Annotated in this window: 10 protein-coding genes; 4 read left to right on the top strand and 6 right to left on the bottom strand. The window is 74.0% G+C overall.

Features of this window, described 5'->3' with window-relative positions; genetic code table 11:
• Nucleotides 1-32 precede the first annotated feature (32 nt).
• The gene (locus tag K3N28_RS09840; protein ID WP_228092323.1) at nt 33-1,145 is read right to left on the bottom strand and encodes a hypothetical protein; all 1,113 of its coding nucleotides are present in this window, start codon (nt 1,143-1,145) and stop codon (nt 33-35) included.
• A gap of 128 nt (nt 1,146-1,273) precedes the next feature.
• Between K3N28_RS09840 and K3N28_RS09835 the strand changes: the two genes are divergently transcribed.
• The 3 genes from K3N28_RS09835 to K3N28_RS09825 all read left to right on the top strand — a co-directional run bounded on the left by K3N28_RS09835 (nt 1,274) and on the right by K3N28_RS09825 (nt 4,696).
• Nucleotides 1,274-2,431, top strand: a complete 1,158-nt coding sequence (locus K3N28_RS09835; protein ID WP_228092322.1) for a sensor histidine kinase — start codon at nt 1,274-1,276, stop codon at nt 2,429-2,431.
• Nucleotides 2,428-3,075 carry a response regulator transcription factor gene (locus K3N28_RS09830; protein WP_228092321.1) on the top strand — a complete coding sequence of 216 codons (648 nt, stop codon included), beginning with the start codon at nt 2,428-2,430 and terminating at the stop codon, nt 3,073-3,075. The genes K3N28_RS09835 and K3N28_RS09830 overlap by 4 nt, the downstream gene beginning before the upstream one ends.
• 175 nt (nt 3,076-3,250) lie before the next feature.
• Nucleotides 3,251-4,696: a glycoside hydrolase family 43 protein gene (locus K3N28_RS09825; RefSeq protein WP_228092320.1), complete on the top strand. Its 1,446-nt coding sequence runs from the start codon at nt 3,251-3,253 to the stop codon at nt 4,694-4,696.
• Between the two features lie 53 nt (nt 4,697-4,749).
• Here K3N28_RS09825 and K3N28_RS09820 read toward each other — a convergent pair whose 3' ends face one another.
• Nucleotides 4,750-5,979: an MFS transporter gene (locus tag K3N28_RS09820; protein WP_228092319.1), complete on the bottom strand. Its 1,230-nt coding sequence runs from the start codon at nt 5,977-5,979 to the stop codon at nt 4,750-4,752.
• A 356-nt stretch (nt 5,980-6,335) separates the two neighbouring features.
• The gene (locus tag K3N28_RS09815) at nt 6,336-6,893 is read right to left on the bottom strand and encodes a TetR/AcrR family transcriptional regulator (protein ID WP_228092318.1); all 558 of its coding nucleotides are present in this window, start codon (nt 6,891-6,893) and stop codon (nt 6,336-6,338) included.
• 184 nt (nt 6,894-7,077) lie between these two features.
• On the opposite strand from K3N28_RS09815, the gene K3N28_RS09810 reads away from it, so the two are divergent.
• Nucleotides 7,078-8,562, top strand: coding sequence for an MDR family MFS transporter (locus K3N28_RS09810; RefSeq protein ID WP_228092317.1), 1,485 nt, complete (start codon nt 7,078-7,080; stop codon nt 8,560-8,562).
• A 50-nt stretch (nt 8,563-8,612) separates the two neighbouring features.
• Here K3N28_RS09810 and K3N28_RS09805 read toward each other — a convergent pair whose 3' ends face one another.
• The 3 genes from K3N28_RS09805 to K3N28_RS09795 form a co-directional block, all read right to left on the bottom strand.
• Nucleotides 8,613-11,792 (bottom strand): error-prone DNA polymerase, encoded by a 3,180-nt coding sequence (locus K3N28_RS09805; protein WP_228092316.1) that lies wholly within the window; start codon nt 11,790-11,792, stop codon nt 8,613-8,615.
• Complete coding sequence (locus K3N28_RS09800; protein ID WP_228092315.1) at nt 11,785-13,179, bottom strand: hypothetical protein; 1,395 nt, start codon at nt 13,177-13,179, stop codon at nt 11,785-11,787. Before K3N28_RS09800 ends, K3N28_RS09805 begins: the two co-directional genes overlap by 8 nt.
• Nucleotides 13,180-13,559: 380 nt before the next feature.
• The gene (locus tag K3N28_RS09795) at nt 13,560-14,108 is read right to left on the bottom strand and encodes a hypothetical protein (RefSeq protein WP_228092314.1); all 549 of its coding nucleotides are present in this window, start codon (nt 14,106-14,108) and stop codon (nt 13,560-13,562) included.
• Nucleotides 14,109-14,445: the final 337 nt, after the last annotated feature.

Here is a 14,445-nt window from a genome sequence, read left to right as displayed (position 1 = left end):
AGCGCCGGCGGCGCTTCGGGCCCGCCTCGCGGTCATGCCGCGGGCGCGGCGCCCCCGCCGCAGTCGCCGCAGGTCTCGCGCCGCCGCTGGTGGTAGGCCATCGCCGCGATGAACAGGGCCGCGCCCCACACCCCCCACAGGGTCTCCGGCAGCGAGAGGGGCCACGTGCTCGCCGTGACGCCGTCGGCGGCGACCACGCGCAGGTACATGCCGCCGGCCGAGGTCACCAGGACCGCCGCCAGCGTCGCGGGCACGACCGCGAGCATCGGCGGGACCCGCTTGCCGCGCAGGCCGATCATCCACCGCGGGAACACCTCGCCCCACCGCTGGATCAACCCGAGCGTGAGCACCGCGCCGATCCCGCCCATGGTCGCCAGCGCGGCCCCGGCCAGCCACAGGCCGTTCTCCTGGCCCTGGCGGAAGAACTCGGGGTCGATGCCGAGGCTGAAGCCGAGCGCCCAGGCCCAGCGGGTGACGCAGTAGACGAGCGGGACGGCGAAGGCGGTCCACGCGGCGGGCCGGGCCCAGCGCTGGAGCCTGGACGGCCGTGCATCGTCGGTGCGGCCGCAGCGCCCGCAGGCGTCGCCGATCCTGCGGCGGTAGGCGACCGCCGTCAGCGCCCAGGCGGCCCCGGCGAGCAGCAGCACCAGGAGGTTGACCCGTTCGGGCTGGTACAGGTCCGCCCATCCGGCGCCTTCGGGCCATCCGAAGAACGTCTTGGAGACGAGCAGGATCGGCGTGTAGGCGATGACGACGAGCGGGCGGTAGTCCTGGACGACCACGGTGAGTCCGACCGCCGTCGTCCACGCGAAGGCCGGCAGCAGCCACGGGGCCGCCCCGGCCCGGTAGCCGCGGGCCATGAGCACGCCCGCCGCCGCCCCGAGGGCGCCGAGGGCGGCGATGATCGGTCCGGCGGTCTCGGGGGTCGCGAGTCCCAGGAACGAGGCCTTGAACGCGTATTCGGGTTCGCTCATGAGCTCTTCGTCGCCGACGCCGAACGGGAAGCCCGCGCCGCCGAGCGCCCAGTACAGGCCGAGCGCGCCGTAGGCGAGGGACCATGCGGCGGCGGCGTAGCCGATCCAGTCGTGCCAGTGCCGCCGTCGCGGCGATGCGGTTGCGATGTCGATCGCGAGTTCGTCGGTCATGGGCCAATCCTGGAACGGCCCGCCTCCGGTGCGTATATGCCGAACGGGCCCTTCCGGCCGCGCCGGGCGGCGTCGATGTGCCGAATGGCCTATCGGTGGTCGGCCGCCGCGCCCTTAGGCTTGCGTCCATGCTCCGAGTGCGCGTTCCGCTGGCCGTCGTCGGCGTGCTCGGGCTGCTGTCCGGCGCCGTGTGGCGGCCACCGGAACCGGCGGTCCACCTGGTCGGCGGGCTCACGTGCGGCCTCGCGGTCATGGCGCTGCTGGCGGCCGGGCCCCGTGCTCGCCGCTTCGTCCCGGCCGCGGCGCTGGCCGCGGGAGTCGCCTCCATGGCGGGAACGGCCCTGGCTCGCGTCGTCGTCGCGGGAGGCGTCCCGGAGGACGTGGACACTTCGATGTGGACGGTCATCGAGGCGATCGCGTTGACGGCCTCGGTGTACTTGTCGGTCCTGTGGGCGCCTCGCGTCGCCGTGATGGCCGCCGCGGCGGCGCCGGCCGTCGCGACGCCCCTGATCCTGTACCGCTTCGATCTCGAAGACGATCGCACGGTGCTGCTGATGGGCGCGCCGATCTGGCTGATCCCCGCCGCGGGCGCGGCGGCGGTCGCGCTCTACCTGCGATGGCTGGCGGCCGGACGCCGCCGCGCCGTCGCCGAGGCCCGGCGCGAACAGCGCCTGGACCTCGCGGGGGACCTGCACGACTTCGTCGCCCACGACATCAGCGAGATCGTCGCGCAGGCCCAGGCGGGCCGCCTGGTCTTCGCCGCCGACCGGCCCGACCTCGCGAAGCTGCTGGAGCGCATCGAGACCGCCGGCGTCCGCGCCCTCGGTTCGATGGACCGGACCCTCGCGCTCCTGCACGACCCGGGCGAGGCGGCCCGGGCCCCCGTGGCCGGGGTCGACGACCTCGAAGCGCTGGTCGAGCGGTTCAACCGGTCCGGCCGGCCGCGGGCCGTGCTCGACCGGCGGCTCACCGCGCCCGTGCCGCGCGAGGCCGGGGCGGTCGTCCACCGCGCGGTGACCGAGGCGCTCACGAACGTCCGCCGCCACGCCCCCGCCGCCGAGGTCGCGATCACGCTGTCCGAAGAGGACGGCGACCTCCGGCTCGCCGTCGAGGACGACGGCCGCGGCAGCCCCAAGCCCGCCTCGCGCGCCTCCTCGGGCCTGGGCCTCGCCGGGATGGCCGAACGCGCCGAAAGCCTCGGCGGCCGCCTCGAAGCCGGCCCCCACGGACCCGGCTGGCGTCTCGAACTCCGCCTCCCCCTCCAAGACGAGGACACCGCGCCATGACGATCCGCGTGCTCATCGCCGACGACCAGGAGGGCATCCGCGAGGCCTTCCGCATGGTGATCGACTCCCAGCCCGACATGCGCGTGGTCGCCGAGGCCGCCGACGGGCGCGGCGCGCTCGCGCAGGCCGAGCTCCTGCGCCCCGACGTGGTGCTCGCCGACATCCGGATGCCCGTCATGGACGGCCTCGAACTCACCCGCCGCCTCGCCGGACCGGACGTGCCCGATCCGATCAACGTGGTCGTGGTGACCACCTTCGACCTCGACGAGTACGTCTACACCGCCCTGCGCGACGGCGCGTGCGGCTACCTCCTCAAGCGCTCGGGCCCGACCCTCGTGATCGAGGCGATCCGGGCCGCCGTCTCCGGTGAGACCCTCATCAGTCCGCAGATCACCGTGAAGCTGCTGCGCCGCATGATCCCGCCGCGGCCCCCCACGGCGAGCGGCGAGCCCTTGAGCGAACGCGAACTCGACGTCGTGCGCCTGGTCGCCCGCGGCCGCACGAACCTCGAGATCGCCGCGGAGCTGTTCATCAGCGCGGGCACCGTGAAGAACCATCTGGCGAACGTGCAGCGCCGCCTCGGGGTCCGCAATCGCGTCGAGATCGCCGCCTGGGCCTGGTCCACCGGGCAGGTGACCGCCTGACCGTCGCGACCCGACCGCGACGGCCGACCCGCACGGCGGCGCGGACGTGCCCGCCGCGCTCCTGGGGCGCCGCTTACCGGCCGTTGCCGATAAATATCGAAGATATTGACTCCCTCGATGTGTATTGTTACCCTTCACATCAATCGTTTTCGCAGCCTCATCCCTCGGAGTGCCCATGTCGAACCCCTCTTCCCGCCGGGCGCCCTCGCGGCTCAGCCGCCGCGGGCTCCTCGCCGGGGCGGTGGCGCTGCCCGCCGCCGCGCTGCTCCCGGCGTCGCCCGCGTCCGCCCAGACCGCCTACACCGGCTACCTCATGGCCCACTTCGTCGGCGAAGGATCCGGCGGCGAGCAGATCTACCTGGCCCACTCCGACGACGGCCTGAACTGGACCGACCTCAACCGCGGCCAGATCGTCCTGCGCACGCCCCTGGGCACCAAGGGCGTCCGCGACCCGATCATCGTCCGCAGCCCCGCCGGGAACCGCTACTGGATCGTCGCCACCGACCTCCACATCGGATCGGGCACGTCCTGGAGCGACGCCGCCGACAACGGCAGCCGCTCCCTCGTCGTCTGGGAGTCCACCGACCTCGTCAACTGGTCCGTCCCCTGGCTGCTCAACGTCGCCGGGTCCATCGGCGACGCGGGCGACGCCTGGGCGCCCGAGGCCATCTGGGACGCCGCGGCCGGCGACTACCTGCTCTACTGGGCCACCAACTCGACCCTGGGCGGCGTCAAGAAGCACCGCATCTGGTACGCCCGCACCGGCGACTTCCGCTCCATCACCACCCCGCAGGTCTACATCGACCGGCCCGGCGCCCAGGGCCTCATCGACACCCAGATCATCGAGGTCGCGGGCGGGGCCGGCGGCTACCGCTACTACCGGGCCTCCAAGGAGCACCAGATCGTCATCGAGGGGGCCGACTCGCTCACCGGCTCCTGGACCCGGCTCGGCGACCTCGCGAACCTCGTCGGCACCGGCGTCGAAGGCCCCATGTGGGCGAAGTTCAACGACCGCGGCGAATGGGCGCTGTGGCTCGACCAGTACGCCACGGGCCGCGGCTACATGCCCGTCCTCACCGCCGACCCCGCGAGCGTGTCCAGTTACCGCACCGTCTCCGGCTACAACGTCGGCGCCAACCGCAAACGCCACGGCTTCGTCCTCAACCTGACCGCCGCCGAGGAGACCCGGGTCCTGAACCGGTACCGCAGCCCGGTGTTCAACCGGCTGCAGTCCTACAACTTCCAGGACCGCTACGTGCGCCACTCGAACTTCGACGTGCGCATCGACCCGAACGTGAGCCCCGCGGTGGACTCGCAGTTCCGGCTCGTCCCCGGCCTGGCCTCGTCGAGCGCCGTCTCCTTCGAATCGGTGAACTTCCCGGGCCACTTCCTGCGCCACGTGAACTACGACTTCGTCCTCGCGCCCCGCGAGACCTCCTCGCAGTTCGCCGCCGATGCCACCTTCAACCGCGTCGCAGGTCTGGCCGACTCGTCGTGGAGCTCGTTCACCTCGTACAACTTCCCGAGCCGGCACCTCCGCCACTACGGGTACCAGCTGCGCCTGGACCCCGTGTCCACCGGCCAGGAACGGGCCGACGCGACGTTCCGCGTCACCACCTGACCCCCGACGCGGCCCGGCGCGGACCCCACCGCCCGCGCCGGGCCGCCCCCACCTTAAGGCTCCGTCACGGCCTGCTTCGGACGGCGCGCCGCAGGGGAGCACAGCAGCGCCACGGCCACCAGGGCGAGCACGACGTAGAACGCGTTGCGCAGCCCCACCTCGTCGCCCAGCAGGCCGATCAGCGGCGGCCCGATGAGGAACGCGCAGTACCCGATGGTGGCCACCGCGGCGACGTTCGCGGTGGCCTTCACCGGGTCGTCGGCGGCGGCCGACATGCCCACCGGGAAGCCGAGCGACGCCCCCAGCCCCCACAGCACGGTGCCCGCGATCGCGAACGGCGCGGTCGGGCCGATGATCACCAGCAGGAGACCCGCGAACGCCAGGAAGGCCGACCCGGCCAGGACCGGGACGCGCCCGAACCGGTCGAGGAACGCGCCGCCGAAGACGCGCCCGGCGGTCATCGCGGTGACGAACACGGCGAACACCGCCGCCCCGCCGGGGTTGCTGAGGCCGTAGCCGTCGACCATGGCCAGGCCGAGCCAGTCGTTCGCGGTGCCCTCGGTGAACCCCATGCCGAGGATGATCAGGCCGATGAGCAGGATCCGCACGTCCGTCCACGCGGCCATGCGGGTGCGCCATCCGGCGGGCTCGCCCGGGACGGCCTCACGCGGCTCCTCGGCCGGCTGGAGGTGCTTGGCGACGTACAGGTCGACGGCCAAGACCACGACGCCCACACTGGTCAGGTGGAGCCCCGCGGAGACGCCGAGCTGCTCGGTGAGCGCGCTCAGGCCCGCGCCGAGCATGGTCCCGAGGCTGAACCCGGCGTGGAACATCGGCATCAGGGTCTTGCCGATGCGCCGTTCGTTGGCCGCGCCGGAGAGGTTCATGGCCACGTCCAGGATCGCGTTGCCCGCGCCGAGCACCATGAGCGCGGCGAACAGCGCCCAGTAGTTCGGGGCGATTCCGGCGATGAGGCCCGCGGCGATGAGGCCGACCGCGGTCGTGGCCAGGAACCAGCGGATCGCGGCGGTCGCGCCCAGGTGGGCGATGACGTGGCTGGAGGCGACGAGCCCGAGCATCGCGCCGACCGCGAGGCCCAGGATGAGCACGCCCATCTCCTGCGTGGTGGCCCCGAGGATGTCGCGGATGTTCGGGACCCGCGCGGCCCAGTTGGCGAACAGGAACCCGGAGAGGGCGAAGACGGCGAACACGGCGTTGCGCCAGCGGAGGAGCACGGGGTCGGTGCGGGCGGGCGCGGCGGCGCGCAGGGCAGGACGGGTCACGGTGGTCCAATCGCGTTCGGCGGGACGGTCCGCTGCCGAGGCGGGCCACGCACCAGCTTGCCTCCGGCGACGAGCGTTCGACAAACCATTTCGACATCGCGACCGCCCGCATTGAACCCGTTGCGGCGCAGCCGTACCGTCTCGTCCGAAACGGCGGACCCCGCCAGGGGGAGCGGTTGTGCCGGCGGTCACCACCACTGTCCGGTCCGCTCGGGGGCGATGGCCGCGGGCCCACCGGTCCCGAGCGGGCGGCGCTCGCGTTCGTCCCCGCGGTCCCCGTCGACCGCCGGCGCTCGCCCGCGGCGAGGGGTCGGCCGTCGTCCACCGGCGCCACCGCCGGAGGCGGGGCCGTGGGCTCAGACCTGGGCGGGACGCAGGGCCGCCATGGCCCGGTCCAGGCTCCGGCCGAAGTCCTCCGGCTCGGCCGCCGACTGGAGCATGGCCGCGTGCAGGCATGCGAACGCGCAGCCCACCATGGCGCGCAGCACCAGCTCGTCCGGCTCGCGCCCCGAGCCGGCGGCGCGGGCCACCAGGTGCTCGGCGAGCGAGCGCTGGAGCCGGTCGAGCCGGCCCAGATAGGCCGCGAACAGGCGGGGACTGGTGTCGACGATGCGATGGAGCGCCTTGTCGTGCTCGCGCATCGCCGGGTCGAGGAGGCGCTCCACGACCGGGTCGAACGACCGCCGCAGCGAGTCCCACTCGGGCTCCTCGGCCGGCCGGGCCTCCAGCGTCTCGGCCAGCTCCTCGCCCAGGCGCTCCAGGTTGTCGAGCACCACTTCGTCCTTGGAGGCGAAGTACCGGAAGAAACTGCGCTGCGACATGCCGACCGCCGCGGCGATCTCGTCGACCGTCGTCTCCTCGAACCCCTTTGCGATGAACAGCTCCTCGGCGGCCCGTGCGATCCTCGACTGCACGGCACGACGTGATACTTCTCGCAGACTCCCAGCACCGGCCATAACCCGGATGGTAGCAACTGCAATGATTGACAGTCACTGACACATCCGGCGCGCCGCGCCCCCTCACCCGCCGACACCCCGGCGGGCGTCGAATCGGGCCCACCCGCACCGGCCAGGAACACCACCGAAGGAACCATCCCCCATGACCGTTGACCAGCGACCGGCTGAGACTCCCGAGGCCGCCGCAGCGCCTCCCGAACCAAGTGCGCGTCAGATCAAACTCGTGCTCGGCGTGCTCCTCGTGGCCACGTTCGTCATGATCCTCAACGAGACCGTCATGGGCGTGGCCCTGCCGCGCCTCATGGACCAGTTCCAGATCACCGCCGCCACCGTGCAGTGGCTGACCACCGGCTTCATGCTCACCATGGCCGTCGTGATCCCCATGACCGGGCTCATCCTCCAGCGCTTCACCACCCGCGCGGTGTTCATCGCCGCGATCGGGCTGTTCACCGCCGGTACGCTGCTCGCCGCCGCGGCCACGGTCTTCCCCGTCCTCGTCGTGGCCCGGGTGATCCAGGCCAGCGGCACCGCCGTCATGCTGCCGCTGCTCATGACCACGGTGATGACGTTCGTCCCGGCCGACCGCCGCGGACGCACCATGGGCTTCATCACCGTCGTGATCGCCGTGGCCCCCGCGATCGGCCCGACCTTCTCCGGGTTCATCCTGTCCCAGGCCTCCTGGCGCTGGATGTTCCTCGCCGTGCTCCCGATCGCCGTGCTCGCCCTCGTCCTCGGCGCGGTCCTCATCAAGAACCTCACCGAGCCGCGCAAGGTCAGGCTCGACCTGCTCTCGGCGCTCCTGTCCGCGGTGGCCTTCGGCGGCCTCATCTACGGCCTCAGCAGCCTCGGCGAATCGGCCGCGGGGAACCACACCCCGGTCCCGCCGTACGCGGCGATCGCGGCCGGGGCCGCCTCCCTGGCCCTGTTCGTCTTCCGCCAGCTCCGGCTCCAGCGCGACGACGCGGCCCTGATGGACCTGCGGCCGTTCCTGAGCCGCTCGTTCACCGTCGGCATCATCATGCTGCTGATCTCGATGGCGACCCTCTTCGGCTCGCTCATCCTGCTGCCGATCTACCTCCAGAACGTCCTGGGCCTGACCACCCTGGAGACCGGCCTGGTGGTCCTGCCCGGCGGCCTCGCGATGGGCCTGTCCGGCCCGTTCATCGGCCGCCTCTACGACCGCTTCGGCCCCCGGCCGCTGGTCATCCCCGGCTCGATCGTCCTCGCGAGCGCGCTCGGGCTCATGACCCTGCTCGACCAGAACAGCGCGACCGGGTTCGTCGTGGTCATCCACGTGCTGCTGAGCCTCGGCCTGAGCAGCCTCATGACTCCGCTCATGACCTCCTCGCTCGGTTCGCTGCGCATGGAGCTGTACTCGCACGGCAGCGCCATCATGAGCACGCTCCAGCAGGTCGCCGGCGCGGTGGGCACCGCGGTGTTCATCACGCTCATGACCACCGGCGCCGCGGCCAGCGCCAAGGCCGGCGCGTCCGACCTGGTCGCCCAGGCGGACGGCGTCCACAGCGCCTTCCTGTGGGGCACCGGCATGGCCCTCGTAGCCGTCGTCGCCGCCTTCCTGGTCAGGAAGCCGGAGAACCCGGCGCCCGGCGCCGTCCCCGCCCACTAGCCGTACGACGAAGGCCCGGCCCCGAGAACGGGGCCGGGCCTTCCGGCTGCTCACCGGAAGTCGCGCGAGGGCGCGGTCGGGCTGTTCAGGTCGAGCAGGACGAGCTTGTCGGCCACGATCATCGGCATGGTCTCGCCGGGGGCGTCGTGCGGCTTCTCCACCGTGCCCCTGACGCGCAGGGCCTTCGCCACCGACGCGACGTCCCGCCAGCGCTTCCAGAGCCCTTGGGAGCACACGACGTTGGCGATGCCGGTCTCGTCCTCCAGGCTCAGGAAGGTGGCGCCCTTGGCGGTCGAGGGGCGCTGGCGGTGGGTGACGATCCCGGCGATCTCGACGCGCGCGCCGTCCCGCACCTCCGGGAGCAGGTGGTTGGGGACCACGCCCGCGGCGTCGAGCGAGGTGCGGACCAGCGCCATCGGGTGGGTCTCGACCGAGAGCCCCAGGCCGGTGTAGTCGGCGCGGGCGAGTTCGGCGGCGCTCATGCCCGGGAGGGTCGGGGGCGGCGCGGCCGGGCCGGTGCCGGGGATCGTCCCGGGCCGCTCGTCCACGGTCCCGGCCGTCCACAGTGCTTTGCGGCGGTCGGGTTCGAGGCTTTCGAGGGCCCCGGCGACGGCGAGCTTCTCGAGCTGCTCCCGGTCCAGCCCGGCCCTGCGCGCGAGGTCGGCCAGGCTCCGGAACGGGCCGTCGGCCTCGCGCGCGGCGACGATCCGCGCGGCGGCGGGGGCTCCCAGGCCCTTGACGTCGCCGAGGCCGAGCCGGAGGTCCGCGACCGCCCGCACCGGCGGCTCGCATCGCCGTTCGGAGGCCATGAGCGAGGCGACCTCCTCGGCGGCGTTGACGTCCGGGATCGCGACGACGAGGCCGTGGCGCTGGGCGTCGGCGATGAGCGAGGCGGGGGAGTAGAAGCCCATGGGCTGGCTCGCGAGCAGCCCGGCGTAGAACGCGGCCGGGTAGTGGCATTTGAGCCACGCCGAGGCGTACACGAGGTGGGCGAACGACATGGAGTGCGACTCGGGGAACCCGAAGTCGGCGAAGGACTTCAGCTGCTCGTAGATCTGGTCGGCCTGCGCGCCGACGATGCCGCGCTCGGCCATCCCGGCGTAGAGGCGCACCCGCAGCGCCTCCATGCGCTCGGCGGACCGCTTGGCGCCCATGGCCCGGCGCAGCCGGTCGGCCTCGGCGCCGTCGAACCCGGCGGCGTCGACGGCGACCTGCATGAGCTGCTCTTGGAAGAGCGGCACGCCGAGCGTCCGCTCCAGGGTCCGCTTGAGCCGCTCCGGGACCAGGTGCTCCCACGGCTCGCCGTGCCGGCGGCGCAGGTAGGGGTGGACGGAGCCGCCCTGGATCGGGCCGGGCCGGATGAGCGCGACCTCGATGACCAGGTCGTAGAAGTCCTTCGGCTGCAGCCGGGGGAGGGTCGCCATCTGGGCGCGGCTCTCGACCTGGAAGACGCCCACGGTGTCGGCGCGCCGGAGCATCGCGAAGACGTCCTCGTCGTCGGGCGAGAGCCGCCACAGGTCGAACCGCTCGCCGTGGAAGTCGGCCACGAGGTCGGCCATGCGGTGCAGGGCCTCCAGCATCCCTAGGCCCAGCAGGTCGAACTTCACGAGCCCGGCGTCGGCGCAGTCCTCTTTGTCCCATTGCAGGACGGTGCGGTCCTTCATGCGGGCCGGCTCGACCGGTACGATCTCGCTGACGGGCTGCTCGGTGAGCACCATGCCGCCGGGGTGGATGCCCAGGTGCTGGGGCATGTCGATGAGTTCGGCGGCGAGCGCCCGGACCTCGGCGGGGACGTGCCCGGTCTCCTCGGGGTCGAGGCCGCCGCCCCAGCGGTGGAGGCGTTTGGACCACGCGATGGCCTGGTCGTGGCCGTACCCGAGGGCCTTGGCCGCGTCGCGGACGGCCGAGCGCGGCCGGTAGGTCACCACGTTGGCGACCAGGGCGGCCCGGTCCCTGCCGTATTTGCCGTAGACGTACTGGATGACCTCCTCGCGGCGGCCCGACTCGATGTCGAGGTCGATGTCGGGCGGGCCGTCGCGGTCGGGGGAGAGGAACCGCTCGAACAGCATCCCGTGCGTCACGGCGTCCACACTGGTGATGCCCAGGGCGTAGCAGACGGCGCTGTTGGCCGCCGACCCCCTCCCCTGGCAGTAGATGTCCTGCTCGCGGCAGAACCGCACGATGTCGGCGACGATGAGGAAGTAGCCCTCGAAGCCGAGGGCCTTGACGACGCGCAGCTCCCGGTCGAGCTGGGCCCACGCGCCGGGGACGCGTTCGTCGTGGAGGGGGCCGTAGCGTTCCTCGGCTCCGGCCTTGACCAGCTCGGCCAGGGCCGAGAAGTCGTCGTGGCCGGCTGCGACGGGGTAGCGGGGCAGCCGCGGCCGCAGGAGCTTGAGGTCGAAGGCGCACTCGGCGGCGATCCGCGCGGAGGCCGCGACCGCCTCGGGGAAGTCGGCGAAGCGCAGCGCCATCTCGGCGCCGCTGCGCAGGTGCGCCCCGGCGTTCGCGGGCAGGTACGGGTCGGCGCGGTCGAGGGTGGTGCGGGCCCGGATCGCGGCCAGCGCGGCGGCGGCCCTGGCCCGGCGCGGGGCCGCGTAGTGGACGTTGTTCGTGGCCACCGTGGCGATGCCGCAGCGGCGGGCCAGGTCCGCGAGGGCCTCGATCCGCTCGGTGTCCCCGGGCAGGTCGTGGCAGGTGAGTTCGACCGCGACGCGCTCGGGCCCGAACCGTTCGGCCAGTTCGCGCAGTTCGCGCTCGGCGGCTTCGGGGCCGCCGGCGTCCAAGGCGGTGTTGAGGACGCCTTTGCGGCAGCCGGTGAGGATCTGCCAGCGGCCGTCGGCGAGCGCCGCGAGCCGGTCGATGTCGTAGCGGGGCAGGTCCTTCTCGGCGGCCCGCCCGCCGGCGAGTTTGGCCCGGGTGATCGCGCGCGAGAGCCGGCGGTAGCCGTCCGGGTCGCGGGCGAGGACGATCAGGTGCCGCCCGGCCGGGTCGGCCTGGCCCCGGCGGGCTCGGGGCATGTCGAGGTTCAGTTCGGCGCCGAAGACCGCGGGGAGGCCGTCTTCGGCGGCGGCCGAAGCGAACTGAGGGACGCCGTAGAGGCCGTCGTGGTCGGTGATCGCGAGCCCGGTGAGGCCGAGGCGGGCGGCCTCGGCGGTGAGCGCGGCCGGGGCGTCGGCGCCGTCGGCGAAGGAGTAGTGGGAGTGGCAGTGCAGTTCGGCGTAGTCAGTCATACCAGCCGCCCACGGTCCATCGGCTGCGCTCGCAGACCAGGAGTGCGGCGCTGCCGTCGGCGAGCTCGACCTGGAGGCGGGTGTAGCGGCGGGCCGCGGGGCTCCACCAGCGTTCGGACACCGGCCAGGGCCCGGCCCAGGCGACGATCGGGATCCGCTTGCCGCCCAAGGCCACCGTCGCCGGGGTGGCGGACAGACCGCCGCGGGCGAGGGCCGCCACGGGGGTCCCGGCGGCGTCGAGCACGTCGACCGGTTCGCCGGTGCCGGCCAGCGCCGGAGGCGGGTCGGGCAGCGCCCCGGGCCACGGTCCGCGGGGCGGCGCGGGCGGCGCTTCGGCTTCCCAGGCGGCGCTGCCGGCGCGTTCGGTCAGGCCGCGGCCGTCGGTGGCGGCGGCGATGCGGACGGCTTCGGGGCCGAGCAGGCTCTGCATGCGGCGGAGGGCGGCTTCGGCGCGGGCGGTGGCCGGGTCCTTGACGTCCCACAGGCCGCGTCCGGCCTCGATGAGGTCGAGCAGGCCGCCGGGGGTGAGCTCCAGGGCGGTGACGGCGCCGGTCCGGTGCTCATCGGCGGCGCCGCAAGCGTCGCCGCGGCTGGAGAGGAGCCAGCCTTCGAGCTGCCAGCGGACGCGGCGGGCCAGGTCGGCGGCGGTCGCGGCGGGGTCGACCTGCCAGGTGCGTCGGCGGGTCAGGCCGGTGGCGGCGCGGGCGGTGACGGTGAGGCGGGTGCAGGTGAGGTTGCGGCCGTCGAGGAGGGCCAGGAGCCGCTCGGCCAGGGGTCTCGCGGCGAAGACGGCCTGGTCGACGGTGGCGTAGGGGGTCTCGGGGACGGTGGCGACGGTGAGGTCGGGGTCGGCCGGGCGGGGGGCCAGGGGGCGGGCGGGCCGCCCGGCGGCGAGCAGTTGGGCGCGGCGGGCCTGGGGGCCGAACCGCTCGGCCACGGCCGCCCCGGGGAGCGCGGCGAACGCCCCCAGCGTCGTGATGCCCAGGTGGCGCAGGGTCTCGCAGGTCTCGGGTTCGACCAGGCCCGTGGCGCGCAGGTCGGTGATGTCGCGGGCGGCGAGGAAGGCGGCGTCGCCGCCGGGCGGGACGATGCGGCCTTCGCGGGCGGCGAGCACGGCGGCGAAGAGGCCGTCCGCCACCCCGGTGACGCAGTCCTGGTCCACGAGTCCGGCCACGGTGTCGATGAGGGTCTCGCAGAAGGCCGCCTCGCCGCCCGCGCCGCGGCGGAGGGGCACGGCGAACGCGCCGGGTTCGAGCACCTCGACGTACGGGGTGAGGAGGTCGACGGCGTCGAGCACGGGCGCGAAGGCGGCGGCGTCCTCACGATCCCAATCGGGGAGCCGCGCCACGAGCGTCCGACTCGGGGTCCCGGTGGCCTGCACGCTCACGGCCGGTCACCACCGAGGAAGGCGGTGGGGCGAGCGGGCGCGATCGCGAACCCCGCAGGAGGCCCATGCCCTCACCTCGGCGGCGGACGAGCGGCGGCATGCGGGCGGGAAGGGCCCGCGCCCGCGGGTGGTCCGCCGCCCGGGTGGGACGGCGGCCTGATCGCCGGATGCGAGTGGGCCGCGGCGTGCCTGCCGCAGGGCCGCGGCGGATCGGCTTCGGCGCGCGGACGCCCCGGGGCGGGCCCCGTGAACGGTCTGCCGCAGCCCGGGGCGCACGGCGGCCGGGGCGTTCGAGGCGAGCGGCCCGTGGTCGCGACCCGCCCGCCGCCGCTGCGGTCGCGGTTCGGCGGGCTCGCTCGGGGCTGCGGGCGCCGTCGTGCTCATCGCCGCCCGCCTTTGGGGCGCAGCTCGACGACGTTTCCCTGGGGCTCGCCGCCGTACGGCCAGACCCGGGCGCGGTGGCCGCCGCCGGAACGCCAGTGGGCGGCGACGTCGAGTTCGCAGGCGTGGAGCCGCCCGGCGCCCCAGCGCCGATCGGTGTTGACGCGCAGACCCCGCCACCGCACGCGGGCCACCTCGAGCCGGGCGTCGGGGCCGGCCACGGGGCGGGTCTCCCACCACACGATCGCGGTCCCGCCCTTGCGGGCGCGGGCGGTGAGGCGCCGCGCCTGGGCAGGGCTGAGGCCGTCGCTGGGGACGACCAGGGCGGCGACGCCCTCGGCGAGCGCCCCGGCGGCGTCGGCGATGCGGGGGCCGGCGGCGTCGACGAACGCGAGCCGGTGGAGATCGGCCCCGGCGGCGGTGGCCGCGAGGGGATAGCGGCCGGGCATGCCGACCAGCGCGCACCAGGCGCCGGCCCTGGTGGGACCGGCCAGCAGCCGCCACAGCAGGGAGGTGGCCCCGCGACGGGATCCGGTGATTGCGGTCACTGTTGCGAGTCCGCCGAAGGGCAGCAGGGCGGCAATGTCAGGGGTGACGGGCAGGATGGTCCTCGGCGGTCGGATCGTCGCGGGGAGGGCGTCCGGGCGCGCAGCGGCCCCGGCGAGTGCGACGGGAGGAGTGTCGGCGGCCGAGCGCGTTCGAGTGAGCGGCGGTGCGTCGCCCGCTTCGGTTGCGGGCCGCAGTTCTGCGGCTGTGCGCAGGCCGAGTTCAGCGGCCAACGCGGCCGCGACGGATGTCGCCACCAGAACCCCCGTGTTATGTCGAACATGTGTATCAAGATCAAGATCAACATACCGAACTGCGGGCAGAGCGCAACCGCAAACG

Source organism: Glycomyces sp. TRM65418 (assembly GCF_019710475.1).
Taxonomy (GTDB): Bacteria; Actinomycetota; Actinomycetes; order Mycobacteriales; family Micromonosporaceae; genus Glycomyces.
This window is presented reverse-complemented; position numbering and strand designations above follow the sequence as displayed.

What these genes read in the sequence shown, in the direction of transcription:
- K3N28_RS09840 (WP_228092323.1), bottom strand. Translation starts at nt 1,145, where the DNA reads ATGACCGACGAACTCGCGATCGACATCGCAACCGCATCGCCGCGACGG.
- K3N28_RS09835 (WP_228092322.1), top strand. Translation starts at nt 1,274, where the DNA reads ATGCTCCGAGTGCGCGTTCCGCTGGCCGTCGTCGGCGTGCTCGGGCTG.
- K3N28_RS09830 (WP_228092321.1), top strand. Translation starts at nt 2,428, where the DNA reads ATGACGATCCGCGTGCTCATCGCCGACGACCAGGAGGGCATCCGCGAG.
- K3N28_RS09825 (WP_228092320.1), top strand. Translation starts at nt 3,251, where the DNA reads ATGTCGAACCCCTCTTCCCGCCGGGCGCCCTCGCGGCTCAGCCGCCGC.
- K3N28_RS09810 (WP_228092317.1), top strand. Translation starts at nt 7,078, where the DNA reads ATGACCGTTGACCAGCGACCGGCTGAGACTCCCGAGGCCGCCGCAGCG.
- K3N28_RS09805 (WP_228092316.1), bottom strand. Translation starts at nt 11,792, where the DNA reads ATGACTGACTACGCCGAACTGCACTGCCACTCCCACTACTCCTTCGCC.